The sequence below is a fragment of the Hyphomonas sp. genome (genome assembly GCF_046313735.1).
GTDB lineage: Bacteria > Pseudomonadota > Alphaproteobacteria > Caulobacterales > Hyphomonadaceae > Hyphomonas.
The window spans coordinates 66,554-80,898 of the sequence record NZ_JBKBXW010000006.1; the positions used below are offsets into that span (position 1 = coordinate 66,554).

The following is a 14,345-nucleotide window of genomic DNA, read 5'->3' on the forward strand; positions in this document are numbered from 1 at the left end:
AGCAAGCCCTGCCCTCCGGCAGGCCGGAATCTGACTGGGCCTCAGTGAACGCTGAGGGGGCTCAGATCATTGGCGCGGGCAGCCGCAAAGGCGGCGTCGCGGCCTTCAACGATCGCGAGCCGTTCGCCATCGGCGCCGGCCACGACGAACAGGTCGTCCGGATCGTCAATATCGGCCAGCGCATCCGGCGGAAGCATCGCGCGAAGCTCTCCGAGGTCCAGATGGCGAATGTAGACGAAAGATTCCCGCTCAAACGGGTTCGTCTTGAAGCCGGTCGTCATGGGTCCACTCCTTTGCGCCCGCAGAGGCGCGCTACACTGCAGACCGCCAGGACGGCACGCTGCATGAGCCTAAGGTGGTCCCGCTTTATGGCAGGTTCAAGCGCCGGGATGCGGCATCATCGCGGCAAGGCCGTTCAGACCCGGTTCAGCGGGCCGGTTGCCCGGTTTGCAGTCAGGCCTTGCCTGCGGACCGGGCGGCGGCGCCCGGCGAATCAGGGTCCTGGTGGAGCCAAGCGGGATCGAACCGCTGACCTCTTGCATGCCATGCAAGCGCTCTCCCAGCTGAGCTATGGCCCCGGACCTGAGGAAGGCGGACGTTTAGACTCCGCCCCGTGGGCTTTCAAGCCCTAATCTTCAGCGTTCCTCGTCGTCCTCGTCGATCTCGATGTCGTCGTCATCGCCGTCCTCATCATCGATGTCGAACTCTTCGTCCTCATCATCGGCAATGAGGATTTCATCCTCGTCATCGGCATCGACGCCGTCCTCGGTGAAGCCGCCGGGCACCTTGCCGGGCGCGGCTTCTTCCTCGTCATCCTCACCGCCTTCGAGCAGGACATCGCTGTCCTCGCCGACGAGCTCGTCAGCATCCTCTTCATCGGCATCGTCCTCATCGGCGGCGCCGGCGTCATCATCCTCATCATCGCGGATGACGGCGTCCTCCTCCTCCTCGAGGTCTTCCTCGTCTTCATCGACGGCCTTGACGGCGGCGCGGGCGGCTTTCGCCTTCACCTTGGTGATGGTCGTGCGGATGACCTCGTCCTCGGGATCGAACTCGGCGCCGCATTTCGGGCAGACGGCTGGACGCTTGTTCAGGTCGTAGAATCGCGACTCACAGGACGGGCAGACCTGCTTTGTGCCGAGCTTGTCCTTGGACATTGGGGGCGCGCGCTCCTCGGGGCGTTAAGATGGCAGATGTAAATCAAGCGGGGCGCTTGCCATGAACGCCCGGCCCTGTCAAAGGCCGATCTGACTTGCGCCAATACGCCCGTTCCTGAAGAGCCTCCTCCCCATGATCTGGACCAGCCACCCGGTTTCCCGCCTTGCCGGCAGCCTCCGCGCGCCCGGCGACAAATCCTGCAGCCACAGGGCGCTGATCTTCGGCGGCCTCGCAGACGGCACGAGCCGGTTCACCGGCCTGCTGGAAGGCGATGATGTCCTGCGCACCGGCGCAGCGATGCAGGCGCTCGGCGCCGCCGTCGAGCGCACGGGGCCGGGCGAATGGGTGGTGACGGGTGTGGGCCCGCGCGGGCTCACCTCGCCGCAGCATGTGCTCGATTTCGGCAATTCCGGCACAGGCTCCCGCCTGATGATGGGCGTGATGGCGGGGTATGATCTCACCGCCGCGCTGACGGGCGATGCCTCGCTCTGCTCACGTCCGATGAACCGGGTGCTCAATCCGCTACGACAGATGGGCCTCAAGGATACCGCCGGGCCCGATGGGCGCCTGCCCTTTTCCATCACCGGCTCGAAGGCCCTGCAGGCAATCCGCTATGCCCCGCCGCAGGCGAGCGCGCAGGTGAAATCCGCCGTCCTTCTTGCCGGCCTCAATGCCGAAGGCGAGACCGTGGTGGTGGAAGCGAAGCCGACGCGCGACCATACCGAGCGGATGCTGCAGGGTTTCGGCGCGAAACTCACCTTCCGCAGCGCGCCCGGCGGCGCGCAGGAGATCTGCCTTCCGGGCGGCCAGCCACTGCGCGCGCTCGACGCGGCCATTCCGGGCGATCCCTCCTCCGCGGCCTTCCTGATCGCGGCGGGCATCCTGTCGCCCAAGGGCGATGTGACCGTGGAAGGGGTGATGTCCAACCCGACCCGGTCCGGCTTCTATGATGCGGTGAACCTGATGGGCGCCGAGCTTGGCGCGGACGAGCGCGGCGAAGCGGCCGGCGAGCGGCTGATCGACCTTCATGCAGGCTATGCGGGCCTGAATGGCATCGCCGTGCCCGAACGCCTCGTCGCCTCGATGATTGACGAATTCCCGATCCTCGCCGTGCTCGCCGCCTTTGCCAACGGCGAGACGCGCGTGACCGGCGCGGAGGAGCTGCGCGTCAAGGAAAGCGACCGGATCGGCGCGGTGGTGGCGATGCTGCGCGTGAACGGTGTCGAAGTTGAGGAAACGCCGGACGGGTTCACCGTGCAGGGCTGCGGCGGCCCGCCCCCCGGCGGCGGCCTGGTCGAAACCCGCCACGACCACCGCATCGCGATGAGCGCCCTCATCATGGGCACCGCCGCGCAGAAGCGGGTGAGCGTCGATGACGTCTCGATGATCGACACGAGCTATCCGGACTTCATGGCGCATATGAAGACGCTGGGGGCGGATATCCGGGCGGGCGCCTAGAGCGCCCAAACCTCCGCAATTCGCCAGCCTGCGACATCCTCATGGGTCTCGACCGGCAGGGAGACTTCCATGGCGGCGAGGCGGTTGAAGCGAAGGGGGTGGGTGAGGAGCGCGTCGATGGCGCTGTGGTGCGGGGCGAGGTCCGGCGGCGGGCCGTAGCAGAGGCTGAGATGCGGATCGAAGGGGCGGCTTTCGCGGAAGCCCGGCAGCGCTGTCATCATGGCGCGCGCCTGAAGCAGCGCCTCTGACGCTGCGAAGCGGATGAACAGCGAAGTCGTGAACACCGCCGTTCCGTCGAGGCCAATGGGCGCCAGCGTGAGGCCGCGCAGGGCGCGCAGGACGTCCCCCAAGTCGGTTGCCGGCTGCGTCAGCGTCGCGAGCGTCAGGTGCGGCGCGAACACCGGCGCGCCCTGCGCAGCGGCGAGCGCGGCGATGACGGCCTCGATCGGCGCCGCCTCTGTTTCGTCCGGCAGGCACCAGTAGGATACGGCTTTCTTGCGCATCATTCCGCTCCCTCCGCCTCTGCCTTGCCGCTGGGGCAAAATTGACGAGGGGGATTGAGACACCACATTGGCCGCCATGACAAACCTGTTTGATCCAATGCCCCTCGCCCATGGCCCGGTCCTGAAGAACCGGTTCATGCTCGCCCCGCTGACCAATATGCAGAGCCATGCCGATGGCACACTAAGTGATGACGAGTTCCGCTGGCTGGTGAAGCGCGCCGAGGGCAGCTTTGGCCTGACGATGACCTGCGCGGCGCATGTGCAGGCCAAGGGGCAAGGGTTTCCGGGGCAGCTGGGAATTTTCGATGACGCGCACCTACCGGGCCTGACCCGCCTCGCTGCTGCGCTCAACAAGAACGGCACGCATTCTGTCGTGCAGCTGCATCATGCCGGGATGCGCTCGCCTGCCGAGCTGATCGGCGAGGCGCCGCACTGCCCGTCCGAGAATGCCGAATTCAGCGCGCGGGCGATGAGCCTCGATGAAGTCAAAGCCTCGCGCGATGCGTTCATTGCGGCGGCGGTGCGCGCAGAAAAGGCCGGCTTCCACGGCGTGGAGCTGCACGGGGCGCATGGCTACCTGATCTGCCAGTTCCTGTCCGGCGAGGTCAATCAGCGCACGGATGAGTATGGTGGCAGTTTCGAGAACCGCCGGCGGTTCCTGGATGAGTGTATTGCGGGCGTGCGCGCCGCATGCGGGAAGGATTTCTCCCTCGGTGTGCGCCTCTCGCCGGAACGGTTCGGCATGGACATCGCCGAAATCCTCGCCCTCGCCGAGGACCTGATGACCAGCGGCGATATTGACTATCTCGACATGTCACTATGGGATTGCTTCAAGGAGCCGGAGGATGCGCGTTATAAAGGCGAGACGCTGCTTGACCGGTTCGCGGCGCTGGATCGCGGCAGCTGCAAGCTCGGCGCCGCCGGCAAGCTGACGACCGGCGCGGCCTGCCAGCGCGCGGTGGAGGCAGGGCTTGATTATGTCGTGATCGGGCGCGGCGCGATCCTGCATCATGACTTCCCCGAGCAGGTAAAGGCGAATGCGGACTTCACCCCCATCGCGCTGCCCGTGCCTGAAGAACACCTCGTGGCCGAGGGGCTGGGGCCTGTGTTCATCACCTATATGAAGAGCTGGAAGGGCTTTGTGGCGGAGGCGGCCACGGCTTGACTCCGGATCGGCCCTGCGCGACTGCGCGGGCCATGATCATCGCAATCGACGGCACGACAGCCTCCGGCAAGGGCACCATCGCGAAGCGGCTGGCGGCGCGCTATGGCTTGCCGCACATGGATACCGGGCGGCTCTACCGGGCGGTGGCGGTGGCGGCGATGAAGGAAGGTGTGCCGCTCGATGCAGCCGGGCCGCTGGCCGATATCGCCCGGGCGCTGGACCTTGGCAGCTTTACCGAAGCCGAACTGCGCTCGGCCGAGGCTGGCAAGGCGGCGAGCATCGTGGCGGCGATCCCCTCCGTGCGCCAGGCCCTGTTCGAGCTGCAGCGCGCCTTTGCGACCCGCGAGGGCGGCGCCCTGCTGGACGGACGCGACATCGGAACCGTGATTGCCCCGGACGCCGACGTGAAGCTGTGGGTGGACGCCGACGTGACCCAGCGGGCCGTGCGCCGCTGGAAGGAGCTGATCGGCCAGGGCGAGGATATCCGGCTCGAAACCGTGGTCGAACAGCTGAAAGCGAGGGACGCGCGCGATCAGGGCCGGGCCGATGCCCCCGCCGCGATGGCCGCCGATGCCATCTTGATCGATACCACTGATCTCACTATAGACGCCGCTGTGGAAAGGGCGATGGCGGCTGTCGAGGCCGCTCTCGCCAAGGGAAAGACTGCCTGAGGGGCTGCAAACCAGCCTCAAATCCAAACAGGCGGAGCCCGCACCAGATCAATTCGAGACCACATGAGTGGCCTTATGTAGCGGGCGGCAATGGTGTCGGCCCGCCTTGAACCATTCGGCCGCCTCCGGAGACCCCATGAGCACCACAATGAACCCCACTTCGGCCGACTTTGCCGCCCTGTTTGAAGGCTCGGCTGCCGCCGCAGCCATGCAGGAAGGCCAGGTTATCCCGGCCACCGTCCTGCGCATCGACAATGACGCCATCGTCGTCGATATCGGCCTGAAGACCGAAGGCCGCATCCCGGTGAAGGAATTCGCCCTCGAGGAAAAACAGCCGGCCCCCGGCGACCTGATCGACGTCTATCTTGACCGGATCGAGAACGCCCTCGGCGAGGCCGTCCTCAGCCGTGACAAGGCCCGCCGCGAAGAGCGCTGGATCAAGCTCGAGAAGAGCTTCACCAAGGGCGAGCCCGTCAAGGGCGCCATCTCCGGCCGCGTCAAGGGCGGCTTCACGGTCGACCTAGGCGGCGTCAACGCCTTCCTTCCGGGCAGCCAGGTCGATATCCGCCCGGTGCGCGATGTCGGCCCGCTGATGGGCGAGATCCAGCCCTTCGCGATCCTGAAACTGGACCGCGTGCGCGGCAACATCGTCGTCTCGCGCCGCGCCATCCTCGAGGAAAGCCGCGCCGAACAGCGCGCCGAGATCGTGTCCGACATGGCCGAAGGCGATATCCGCAAGGGCATCGTCAAGAACATCACTGATTACGGTGCGTTCGTGGACCTCGGCGGCATCGACGGCCTGCTGCACGTCACCGACATGTCCTACAAGCGCATCAACCACCCCTCGCAGGTGGTCGAAGTCGGCCAGGAAGTCCGGGTGCAGATCATCAAGATCAACCCCGAGACCCAGCGCATCTCGCTCGGCATGAAGCAGCTCGGCTCGGACCCGTGGGACAACATCTCGTCCCGCTACCCGACCGGCGCGCGCCTCAAGGGCACCGTCACCAACATCACCGACTATGGCGCCTTCGTGGAGCTGGAAGATGGTGTCGAAGGCCTGATCCACGTCTCCGAAATGAGCTGGACCAAGAAGAACGTGCATCCCGGCAAGATCCTGTCGACCTCCCAGGAAGTCGATGTGGAAGTGCTCGACGTCGACAGCGACAAGCGCCGCATCTCGCTCGGCCTGAAGCAGACCATGGACAATCCGTGGAATGCCTTCCTCGCCGAGAACCCTGTCGGCACCGTCATTGAAGGCGAAGTGCGCGGCATCACCGAGTTCGGCCTGTTCGTGGGCCTCGGCCCCGATCTCGACGGCATGGTGCACATCAACGACATTTCGTGGGACAAGCCCGGCGACCAGGCCATCGAGGCCTTCACCAAGGGCGACAAGGTCCGCGCGAAAGTCCTCGATGTGGACATCGACAAGGAGCGTATTTCGCTCGGCATCAAGCAGGTCTCCGGCGACCCGATTGAGGCGGCGTCCGACGCCGGCGCGAAACGCGGCTCGACCGTCACCTGCACCGTCACCGAGGTCACCTCGGGCGGCATCGAGGTCGAGTTCGGTACCCCGCCGGTCAAGTCGTTCATCCGCCGTTCGGACCTCTCGCGCGACCGCGCCGACCAACGCCCTGAGCGTTTCGCCGTCGGCGACAAGGTCGATGCGAAAGTGATCAGCGTTGACCGCGCGACCCGCCGGGTCTCGCTGTCGATCAAGGCGCTCGAAATCGCCGAGGAAGCCGAAGCGGTTGCACAGTATGGCTCGGCCGATGCCGGTGCCTCGCTGGGCGACATCCTCGGCGCGGCGCTTGCCTCGTCCAAATCGCGCGCAAAGCCGGCTGCCGGCAGCGACGCCGACGTGGATGACCGCGGCCGTCTCGACGGCCCGCAGGGCGAAGCCGACGACCTGAAGAAGCTCAAAGGCCTTGGCCCGGCTTTCGAAAAGAAGCTGAACGAGGCCGGCGTCTATCACTTCTGGCAGATCGTCCAGATGAGCGATGAGCAGATCGCAGAGCTTGAGGAACAACTAGGCATCGCCGGGCGTTTCGCCCGCGATGGCTGGAAAGACCAGGCCGCTGACCTCGCCTGAGTCCGGTATCGGCACAGGCCGAAACCGGAAATAGGCTGAAATTCTCGAAATGTTTGCGGCGGGGGCCTAGCGCTTCCGCCGCAAATGCGTTTAATATCAATGCGATGCTGAAGTCCCAATTGATCGCAAAGCTCGCGGAAGAATATCCGCACCTGCGTCAGGAAGACGTCGAGAAAGTCGTGAACGTCATTCTGGACGAGATCGGCGATGCGCTGGCGCGCGGCGACCGGGTGGAGCTGCGGGGATTCGGCGCCTTCTCCGTCCGGCGGCGCGAGGCCCGCAAGGGCCGCAATCCGCGCACAGGCGAGCCGGTAAAAGTGCCGGCCAAGGCCGTGCCCTTCTTCAAGGCCGGCAAGGAATTGCGCGCGCGCGTCAATGACGGTCAGGATCCCGAAGCGCGATAGGCACGCGGAAAATCCCTCTTTACACCGCGTAACTTGACGCAATTGGCGAAACGGGTGAACGCTCCCATTGAATGTCTGCAAAACAGGAGGGGCGTTGATGTTCAAGGAATTCAAAGAGTTTGCGATGAAGGGCAACCTCATCGACATGGCGGTCGCCTTCGTGATGGGCGGCGCGTTTGCAACTGTGGTCACCGCCTTCATCCAGGGCGTGTTCCTGCCGGTGCTGGCCCCGATCATGGGCGGCATCGACCTGTCATCGCTGAAATTCACCGTCGTCGGCGCCGAAGTGAATGCAGCCGGAGAAGTCGTCCGCGAGGCGGCGATTGTCGAGTTCGGCGGATTTATCTCCGCGACGATCTCCTTCCTCATCGTCGCCTTTGCGATGTTCCTGATCATCAAGGGCATGAACTCGATGAAGGCCAAGGAAGAAGCCGCACCCCCGCCCCCGCCGCCGCGCCAGGAAGTGCTGCTGGAAGAAATCCGCAACCTGCTCGCGAAGGATCGCTGAACAGGGAGCAACACGAGGTTCGCGAAGTGTTAAGGTCTGCGGGCCTACACAAGCGGGCAGTAGAGTATCCGAGTAGAGTAGGAAGGGCGGTCCGTAGGGCCGCCCTTTTTTATTAGGTTCCGTATCGGCAGCTTTGCTGCCTCACATGAACCGGGCTCAGGGCTGTTTTTTTTTGATCCCGTATCGGCAGCTCCGCTGCCTCACATGGATCAGGCTCAGGAGTGCTTTGCTTGATCCCGTATCGGCAGCTCCGCTGCCTCACATGGATCAGGCTCAGGGCTGTTTTGCCCTGGCCCGCGTCCACGGCTTCGCGTGCGGCTCAGTAGGTATAGGCCTCGATGCCCGTCATGCGGATCGTGTAGGCGGCGCCGGCGAGTTCGGTGTCCTGGCGCTGGGTGTGGATCGTGCCTTCGATCCAGACGGCCTGGGCGAGGTCGCGCATCTTGATCGGCGTGTCCGTCATCACGAACACGGTCTGGTTCGGCGGCGGCGGCGGCGCGTGGAGACAGGCGCCGAAATACGGCACCAGCAGGAATTCGCGGATGTCGGCATTGGCGCTGAAATCGAACGGCACGGTATAGCCCGGAATCCGGATCTTCTGGCCGTCAAGTTCGCGGACCGTGTTGAACGTTCCGATCTGGATGGCCTGGTCGGCCGCCGAGCCTTCGGCAATGCCGCCGCCAGCTGCCGAATAGAGCATCATCATCTGCGCCTGGTACATCTGGGCGAGGCGTTCGGATTCCCCCTCGGGCATCAGGTCTTCCCAGCCGAGGCGGCGGATGCCCCGGGCGGCAAGCTCTGCATCGCGCTGGCGGGTTTCCTCCGCGCGGCGGCGGGCGGCTTCTTCCCGCGCAGCGGCGCGCTCGGCCGCTGTCTGGCTGACCCGCTGACTGGCTGGCTGGCCGCTTGTGGCGGTCGCTTCGGCGCGCGCGGGCGGGGCTTCGGCATTGGCGCCGCTGGAGGCGCCGCCGCAGGCCGCTGCAACGGCAACGACCACGGCTGCGAGGGCAGAACCAGAGACAAGTCGCATCATCATGGCCTTATATGTAGGGCAGCATCCGGCGCCATGCCAGACCTTCAAGGCCGCTTCATAGCCGGATACTGAGCCCGTCCGCCAGCGAGCGGCGCATCGCAGCGAAGGCCGGCACCGCGCCGATCACCAGCGCCGCCGCCGTCACCGCGCCCAGAACCTGCAATTCCAGCATCCCGGGACCCGCCGAGCCAAGCGCCACGCCAAACCGCGCCTGCAGCACCGGGGCGACCGCCGCGAAGACTGCAAAGATCGTCAGGATGCCAAGGGCTGCGCCAATGAAGCCGACAAGCCCGGCCTCCAGCACAAGCAGCGAGAAGATATGGCGCGGGCGAGCGCCGGTGGCCCGCAGGATCGACATTTCCCGCCGCCGCTCATTCAGGCTGGTCAGGATCGAGGTGAGGATCGAGACAAGCCCCACGGCGATAACAAATGCCGAGACAGCCAGCAGGGCGCGCTCGGCAATCGCCGTGACACCCCAGAGCTCGCGCAGCGATTCGCCCGGGATGATCGCCATCAGCGGTTCCTGCCGGTTGGTGTTGATCTCGCGCCGCGTCGTCAGGATCGTGCCGGGGCGTTCGAGGCCGACGAGGATCGCGGTCACGGTGCGGGGCGTCAGGTCGAAGGAGCGGATCATCTCTTCCGGGATCGAGTCCGCCAGCGGATTGCGCGCGCCCGATTCCCAGCCGACATGGATCGCCGTAATCGCTTCCAGCGAGACGTGAACAGACCGGTCAACCGGCGTGCCGGTGGGTTTCAGGATGCCGGAGACGCGGAAGGGCCGGTTGTCATGGCCGGCGCCGAAATCGGCGGTGCCAAGCCCGTGCGCAAGGATCAGCGGCGTGCCGATGGTATAGTTGAGCTGCCGGGCGACTTCGGCCCCGATGACTGCGTCGAACAGGTCATCGAAGATCTCGCCTTCCGCGATCTCGAGGCTCTGGCCGCCGGCATATTTGTAGCGCTCGAAATACTCCGTGCTCGTCCCCACCACCCGGTAGCCGCGATGGCTGTCGCCCAGTGACAGCGGCACGGCCCAGGCGACATCCGGGCGCTCGGCAATGCGCCGGTAGGCGGCCCAGGAGACTTCCGCCGTCGCATTGCCCATCCGGAACACCGAATAGAGCAGCAGGTTCACACTGCCGGTCGGCGCGCCGACGATCAGGTGCGTGCCGGAGATCGTGTTCTCGAACCCTTCGCGCGCGCCATTGCGGGCCTTCTCCACACCGAGGAACAGCGCGACCGACAGCGCGACTGCCAGGATCGTCAGCAGCACCGAACCCTTGCGGTTCAGGAGGCTCGCCCAGGCGAGGGAGAAGAGCCCGCTCATGCCGCCACCTGCGGCGTGTTGATGGCGGCAAGGTCCACCGCCCGGGAGAAAAGATGGGCGAGGCTCGCATCATGGCTGACGAAGAGCAGGCTGGCGCCGGATCGTTCGGCTTCCTCCGAGAGGAGGCTGATGAACCGGTCGCGCGCATCGGCATCGAGCGCCGAGGTCGGCTCGTCCGCGATGACGAGGCTGGGGGCCCCGATCAGCGCGCGGGCGGCGGCGACGCGCTGCTGCTGGCCGACCGAGAGGTCAGAGACCCTGCGGGTGAGCAGGGCTTCATCGTCCAGTCCGAGCCGGGCGAGGAGACGGCGCGCCTCTGCCTGCGGATCACTGCCGGCGGCCTTGCGGCGCGCCGCCGAGAAGCGCAGCGGCAGGAGGACATTCCCGGTGACCGACAGATACGGCACCAGGTTGAACATCTGGAAGATGACGCCCATCCGGTCTGCGCGCAGCCGGTCGCGGCGGGCGGCCGGAAGGCGCGTCATATCCTCGCCGAGCACATTGATGCGGCCTGCCTGCGGCGCCAGCACGCCGGCGATCAGGCCGAGCAGGGTCGACTTGCCCGACCCCGACGGCCCGCGCAGGAACACGCGCTCCCCTGCCCCGAGCGTGAACTGCTCGATGCCCAGCACCGGCGGCCCCTTGCCCCAGGCAAAGCGCAGCCCTTCGATATCGACAACAGGATCGGCCATGCGTCCTTATCGCAGCGAAAGCTGCGGGGAGGAAGGCGTCAGGGCTGCGGCTTTCTGTGCGCCCGGCCCGATGAAGACGGCATTCACCGTCTCGAAGCCCGGATAGGTGCCGAAGCCGGCAAAGCGCGCGGAGGCAAGATCGGTCGGGCTGGTGCAGGTCCAGCGATACTCGACCTTCGCATCCGTGTGCCCGCTGGTGCGGTCGATGGCGGCGCGGGGGGCAGACGCCGTGCAGTCGCCACCGGAAATCACGATCAGCCCCGGCAGGCTGGCGGTGACGGCTTCGGTGATGATGCCTTCGGCCTCGGACAGGCCGAAATTGGCGAGCGGGGAGATCATCTCCGCCGTCAGCTGCGTGCCCTCAAGGGCGAAGGCGAGATCGGCCACGCCATGCACATGCGCGCTGCCGCCGGCGTGATCATGGCCATGGCCATGGTCGTGGCTGTGATCGTGCGCGTGATCATGGTCATGGTCATGGTCGTCATGATCGTGGTCATGGTCTTCGCCATGCTCATGCGCCTCTCCGGTGTCTGCACTCGCAATTTCGGCTTCGAGTTCTGCGGCTTCCTCGATACTGGCGACTTCGCTGGACGGCGCAGCCGCCTCTGGCGCCGGCGCGCAGGCGGCGAGGACGGCAAGGGCTGAGCCGGCAAAGAGCGGCAGGGCAAGGCGGGACAGGACAGTCATGGATCGGCTCCCAAGGGCTGAGCGTTGCCGGATACCTCCGGTGTGTGACACCAAAAGCGGCCGGGGCGTAAAAAACATCTGGCAACCGGAAGAATGAAACAATATAACACACTCCGCAAGGTGCCCCGGCATTCGGAACGCCCTGTTTATTCGCCGGAGCCTCCCGGCCGCCCTGACTGACCGGAACCTTCACCCGCCATGCCCCTTTCGATACAGGCGCCTTTGCTGTTTGGCCTGCTGGCCGCGCTCATCGCGTCGCTCGGGCTGATCGCGGTTGCGCTGCGCAGCGACTGGACGGCGCGCCAGTCGGGCCTGTTCTCGCTGGCGGCGGGCGGAATGCTGATCTCGCTCAGCCTGCTGCACATCCTGCCGGAAGCCATCCTGATGAGCGCGCGCGCGCCGGTCTTCCTGCTGGGCGGCTTCCTTGCGGGCCTGTTGCTGACCTTTGCGATGCGCAGCCTGTTTCCCGAGAAGGTGGACGCTGGCCGCGCCGGGGCGATCACGCCGGTGCTGGCAGTGGCGCTGCATTCCTTCCTCGACGGGGTGATCTATTCTGTGACCTTCGCGGCGAGTTTCGAATCCGGCGTCTATGCCTCGACCTCGCTGATCCTGCATGAATTCGCCGAAGGCGTGATCGCGTTCGCGATCCTCGCCCGGCATGGCTTCAAGGTGCGCGAGGCGCTGATCTGGGCCTTCCTGGCGGCGGCCGCAACGACACCTCTGGGCGTGGTGGTCAGCGGCCTGTTCGTGAACGGCCTCGGCGCCGAAACGGTCGGCTTGCTCTATGCGATCTCTGCGGGACTTCTCATCTATGTGGCTACCGGCCCGCTGATGCAGCCGATCCGGGATGAGCCGCCTGTGCGCGCGATGGGCGCGTTCGGCGCCGGGATTGCCGTCGCCGCCCTGCTGATGGCGATGCCGCTGCACCGGCACGGAGAGGAAGGCGGCCATCATCACGGCCACGACCATCTCCACGATCCCCGTGATCCGGCCGGCATCCACCGCCCTCACTGAGGCGTGTCAGAGCGGCAGCTCGGTCGTGTTCTTCAGGCATTCCATAGCAAAGGTCGCGCTGACATCGGCAAGATCGACCCGCGCGATCAGGGATTTGTAGACCCGGTCATAATCGGCCACGCTGCCCACCTGCACCTTCAGCAGGTAGTCGACATCGCCGGCCATCCGGTAGAATTCGACAACCTCCGGAATGGCGCGCACCGCCTCGGCAAACCGCCCCAGCCAGGCGGCGGAGTGATCGCGGGTGCGGATCGCGACGAATACGGTCTGGCCGAGGCCCACCTTGTCCGGATCGACAAGCGCGACCCGGCGGGTCAGCACCCCCGCCGCCTCCAGCCGCTTCACGCGGCGCCAGCACGTGTTGACCGAGAGGCTTGCCGCCTCGGCCAGCGATTCGAGCGAGATGCCGGCATCGGCCTGCAAGGCGCGCAGCAGCAGCCGGTCTGTATCGTCAACTTTTTCCATTTGAAGCGCCGAAATCCGAATATTCTGATTGCTGATTATATCTGCACAATCAAGTTTTGCGAAGAAATTTGATGCCGGTCACGGCATTCTTGCGGTCATGCTGCACACCGTTCCCACATCTGCCTCCGCCCCGGTTGCCGCCCCTGTGCGGCGCCCGTCCTGCCATGAAGCGCGCCTGAAGGCGCTGGGCGCGCTCATCGGGCGCACGCCGATGCTGTCGATCCGGCTGCGCTTCCGGGGCCGCGAACGGGTGATCCATGCCAAGGCCGAGCACTACAACCTGACCGGCTCGATCAAGGACCGGATGGCGCTGTCGATCCTCTCGCGCGCCTATGCTTCCGGCGCGCTGAAGCCCGGCGACACGATTGCCGAAGCCACCAGTGGCAATGCCGGGATTGCGCTAGCCGCGCTGGGCCGGGCGCTCGGCCATCCGGTCGAGATCTTCATGCCGGACTGGATGAGCGAAGAGCGCAAATGCCTGCTGCGCAGCCATGGCGCACGCCTCAACCTTGTCAGCCGCGAGGAAGGTGGCTTCCTCGGCGCGATTGCGGCGACCGAGGCGCTGGCCGCGGCGCGGGCGGACGTGTTCCTGCCCTGCCAGTTTGCCAATGGCGACAATGCCGCCGCCCATGCTGAAGGCACGGCGAAGGAACTGCTCGCCCAGCTGGACGGCTTAGGCCTGAAACCGGACGCCTTCGTTGCCGGCGTCGGCACGGGCGGCACGGTGATGGGCGCAGCCCGTACGCTGAAGGCCGCCTGCCCCGGCATCCGGGTGCATCCGCTGGAGCCGCATGAATCCCCGACGCTCTCGACCGGCCACAAGGTGGGCCATCACCGGATCCAGGGGATTTCGGATGATTTCATTCCGGCGCTGGTGAAGCTCGATGCCCTCGATGAGGTGATTGCCGTCTCCGATGGCGACGCGATCCGCATGGCGCAGCGCCTTGCGCGGGAGCTGGGGCTGGGCGTCGGCATTTCCTCGGGCGCGAACCTGATCGGCGCGCTGATGGCGGTCGAGCGGCTGGGGCCGGAGGCGTGCGTGGCGACCGTCTTCTGCGATGACAACAAGAAGTACCTGTCCACCGCGCTGGCGGGCGAGGAGCCGCACAAGGCGTGTCACCTCAGCCCGGAGATCGAGCTCCTTGATTTCGAGGCGTCCGTCTGCGGCTAGAAC

Annotated in this window: 16 protein-coding genes and 1 tRNA gene; 8 read left to right on the forward strand and 9 right to left on the reverse strand. The window is 65.9% G+C overall.

The genetic code is table 11. From position 1 onward, the window contains the following. Positions 1 to 41: 41 nt before the first annotated feature. From ACK4SV_RS04740 to ACK4SV_RS04750, 3 genes are all read right to left on the reverse strand, one after another. Positions 42 to 281 carry a DUF1150 family protein gene (locus tag ACK4SV_RS04740; protein ID WP_409916652.1) on the reverse strand — a complete coding sequence of 80 codons (240 nt, stop codon included), beginning with the start codon at positions 279 to 281 and terminating at the stop codon, positions 42 to 44. Positions 282 to 502: 221 nt separating this feature from the next. Further along, positions 503 to 578, reverse strand: a tRNA-Ala gene (locus tag ACK4SV_RS04745). A 57-nt stretch (positions 579 to 635) separates the two neighbouring features. Beyond that, positions 636 to 1,157, reverse strand: a complete 522-nt coding sequence (locus tag ACK4SV_RS04750; protein ID WP_409916653.1) for a TIGR02300 family protein — start codon at positions 1,155 to 1,157, stop codon at positions 636 to 638. A 133-nt stretch (positions 1,158 to 1,290) separates the two neighbouring features. On the opposite strand from ACK4SV_RS04750, the gene aroA reads away from it, so the two are divergent. Further along, positions 1,291 to 2,616 carry a 3-phosphoshikimate 1-carboxyvinyltransferase gene (aroA, locus tag ACK4SV_RS04755; protein ID WP_409916654.1) on the forward strand — a complete coding sequence of 442 codons (1,326 nt, stop codon included), beginning with the start codon at positions 1,291 to 1,293 and terminating at the stop codon, positions 2,614 to 2,616. Here the strand turns inward: aroA and ACK4SV_RS04760 are convergent. Then, positions 2,613 to 3,122 (reverse strand): 2'-5' RNA ligase family protein, encoded by a 510-nt coding sequence (locus ACK4SV_RS04760; protein WP_409916655.1) that lies wholly within the window; start codon positions 3,120 to 3,122, stop codon positions 2,613 to 2,615. The genes aroA and ACK4SV_RS04760 overlap by 4 nt on opposite strands. A gap of 73 nt (positions 3,123 to 3,195) precedes the next feature. Between ACK4SV_RS04760 and ACK4SV_RS04765 the strand changes: the two genes are divergently transcribed. The 5 genes from ACK4SV_RS04765 (at position 3,196) to mscL (ending at position 7,956) form a co-directional block, all read left to right on the forward strand. Beyond that, positions 3,196 to 4,284: an NADH:flavin oxidoreductase gene (locus tag ACK4SV_RS04765; protein ID WP_409916704.1), complete on the forward strand. Its 1,089-nt coding sequence runs from the start codon at positions 3,196 to 3,198 to the stop codon at positions 4,282 to 4,284. A 32-nt stretch (positions 4,285 to 4,316) separates the two neighbouring features. Further along, positions 4,317 to 4,955, forward strand: a complete 639-nt coding sequence (gene cmk, locus ACK4SV_RS04770; RefSeq protein ID WP_409916656.1) for a (d)CMP kinase — start codon at positions 4,317 to 4,319, stop codon at positions 4,953 to 4,955. A 136-nt stretch (positions 4,956 to 5,091) separates the two neighbouring features. Next, complete coding sequence (gene rpsA / locus ACK4SV_RS04775) at positions 5,092 to 7,044, forward strand: 30S ribosomal protein S1 (RefSeq protein ID WP_409916657.1); 1,953 nt, start codon at positions 5,092 to 5,094, stop codon at positions 7,042 to 7,044. A 104-nt stretch (positions 7,045 to 7,148) separates the two neighbouring features. Then, positions 7,149 to 7,448 (forward strand): integration host factor subunit beta, encoded by a 300-nt coding sequence (locus tag ACK4SV_RS04780; RefSeq protein WP_409916658.1) that lies wholly within the window; start codon positions 7,149 to 7,151, stop codon positions 7,446 to 7,448. Positions 7,449 to 7,545: 97 nt separating this feature from the next. Continuing rightward, entirely contained in the window at positions 7,546 to 7,956 is a 411-nt protein-coding gene (gene mscL, locus ACK4SV_RS04785) for a large conductance mechanosensitive channel protein MscL (RefSeq protein WP_409916659.1), read from the forward strand. A 319-nt stretch (positions 7,957 to 8,275) separates the two neighbouring features. Here the strand turns inward: mscL and ACK4SV_RS04790 are convergent, their stop codons facing one another. The 4 genes from ACK4SV_RS04790 to ACK4SV_RS04805 are packed head-to-tail and all read right to left on the reverse strand — an operon-like array spanning position 8,276 to position 11,692. Further along, on the reverse strand, positions 8,276 to 8,989 hold the full coding sequence (locus tag ACK4SV_RS04790) for a DUF3299 domain-containing protein (RefSeq protein ID WP_409916660.1): 714 nt from the start codon (positions 8,987 to 8,989) through the stop codon (positions 8,276 to 8,278). 55 nt (positions 8,990 to 9,044) lie between these two features. After that, on the reverse strand, positions 9,045 to 10,313 hold the full coding sequence (locus ACK4SV_RS04795) for an ABC transporter permease (protein WP_409916661.1): 1,269 nt from the start codon (positions 10,311 to 10,313) through the stop codon (positions 9,045 to 9,047). Beyond that, a complete protein-coding gene (locus ACK4SV_RS04800) occupies positions 10,310 to 11,005 on the reverse strand; it encodes an ATP-binding cassette domain-containing protein (protein WP_409916662.1) in 696 nt (231 codons plus the stop codon). Before ACK4SV_RS04800 ends, ACK4SV_RS04795 begins: the two co-directional genes overlap by 4 nt. Positions 11,006 to 11,011: 6 nt before the next feature. Next, complete coding sequence (locus tag ACK4SV_RS04805) at positions 11,012 to 11,692, reverse strand: DUF2796 domain-containing protein (protein WP_409916663.1); 681 nt, start codon at positions 11,690 to 11,692, stop codon at positions 11,012 to 11,014. Between the two features lie 198 nt (positions 11,693 to 11,890). Here ACK4SV_RS04805 and ACK4SV_RS04810 point away from each other — a divergent pair, with 198 nt between their 5' ends. Beyond that, a complete protein-coding gene (locus ACK4SV_RS04810) occupies positions 11,891 to 12,706 on the forward strand; it encodes a ZIP family metal transporter (RefSeq protein ID WP_409916664.1) in 816 nt (271 codons plus the stop codon). A 6-nt stretch (positions 12,707 to 12,712) separates the two neighbouring features. Here the strand turns inward: ACK4SV_RS04810 and ACK4SV_RS04815 are convergent, their stop codons facing one another. Then, complete coding sequence (locus tag ACK4SV_RS04815) at positions 12,713 to 13,171, reverse strand: Lrp/AsnC family transcriptional regulator (RefSeq protein ID WP_409916665.1); 459 nt, start codon at positions 13,169 to 13,171, stop codon at positions 12,713 to 12,715. A 97-nt stretch (positions 13,172 to 13,268) separates the two neighbouring features. On the opposite strand from ACK4SV_RS04815, the gene ACK4SV_RS04820 reads away from it, so the two are divergent. Beyond that, positions 13,269 to 14,342 (forward strand): PLP-dependent cysteine synthase family protein, encoded by a 1,074-nt coding sequence (locus ACK4SV_RS04820; RefSeq protein ID WP_409916666.1) that lies wholly within the window; start codon positions 13,269 to 13,271, stop codon positions 14,340 to 14,342. Positions 14,343 to 14,345 lie beyond the last annotated feature (3 nt).